This is a genomic window from Salipiger marinus, from assembly GCF_035481585.1.
Lineage (GTDB): Bacteria > Pseudomonadota > Alphaproteobacteria > Rhodobacterales > Rhodobacteraceae > Salipiger > Salipiger marinus.
In genome coordinates, this window is record NZ_JAYKSL010000087.1 from 1 (window position 1) to 1,106 (window position 1,106).

The following is a 1,106-nucleotide window of genomic DNA, read 5'->3' on the forward strand; positions in this document are numbered from 1 at the left end:
CCCCTGAGAACTGGACCGTTTGAAGCCGGAGTTTTTCGCTACGATTTCCCGGCTGGGAGAGGAGCGGAATCACATGAAGGCATCGAAGTTTTCGGACGCGCAGAAGGCGTTCATCATCAAGCAGGGCGAGGAAGGCACACCAGTTGCGGAGATCTGCCGCAAGGCTGGGATCAGCCAGGCGACCTACTTCAATTGGAAGAAGAAGTATGCGGGTCTGCTGCCGACGGAGATGAAGCGGCTGAAGCAGCTCGAGGACGAGAACAGCCGGTTGAAGAAGATCGTAGCGGACCTGACCCTGGATCGTGAGATGTTGCAGGATGTCATCCGGCGAAAGATTTGAAGCCTGGTCGGATGCGCGAATTGGTTCGCGGGATGTGCAGCGATTGGGCAGTCTCGATCCGGACGGCGTGTGGCGCCATCGGATTTGACCGTTCGACGTTCCATTACAAATCCCGCCGCGCCGACCAGGCTGCCGTGGAGAAGCGGATCAGGGAGATCTGCGAAACGCGGGTTCGTTACGGATACCGCCGGGTTCACGTGCTTATGGACCGTGAGGGCTGGGGCATCAACATCAAGAAGGTCTATCGCATTTACAGGGGGTTGGGCATGCAACTCAGGAACAAGACACCAAAGCGGCGGGTGAAGGCGAAGCTGCGCGACGATCGTGCCGAAGCTGTTGGCCCGAACGACGTTTGGGCGATGGACTTCGTTCATGACCAACTGGCGACCGGCAAGAAGCTAAGGATTCTGACGGTCGTGGATACCTTCTCGCGATACGTGCCTGTGCTCGACGCACGGTTCAGTTATCGCGGTGAGGATGTGGTCGCGACGCTGGATCGGGTGTGCCGTAGAACCGGCTATCCCAAGACAATCCGGGTCGATCAGGGCAGCGAGTTCATCTCCCGCGACATGGATCTCTGGGCCTATCAGCGCGGCGTTACCCTCGACTTCTCACGGCCAGGCAAGCCGACGGACAATGCGTTCATAGAAGCATTCAACGGCCGGTTCAGGGCGGAATGCCTGAACGCGCACTGGTTCCTGACGCTTGCGGACACAGCCGAAAAGTTGGAGGCTTGGCGTAGATACTACAACGAGGAACGGCCACA

The 1,106-nt window shown here is 58.5% G+C and carries 1 protein-coding gene; it reads left to right on the forward strand.

The window, feature by feature from the left end:
• Nucleotides 1–73: 73 nt before the first annotated feature.
• A protein-coding gene (locus VK682_RS27240) for an IS3 family transposase (protein WP_324782998.1) occupies nucleotides 74–1,106 on the forward strand; the annotation gives its coding sequence in 2 pieces (ribosomal slippage) (nucleotides 74–335 and nucleotides 335–1,106; 1,034 coding nt annotated over the 2 pieces). This gene is flagged as partial in the annotation.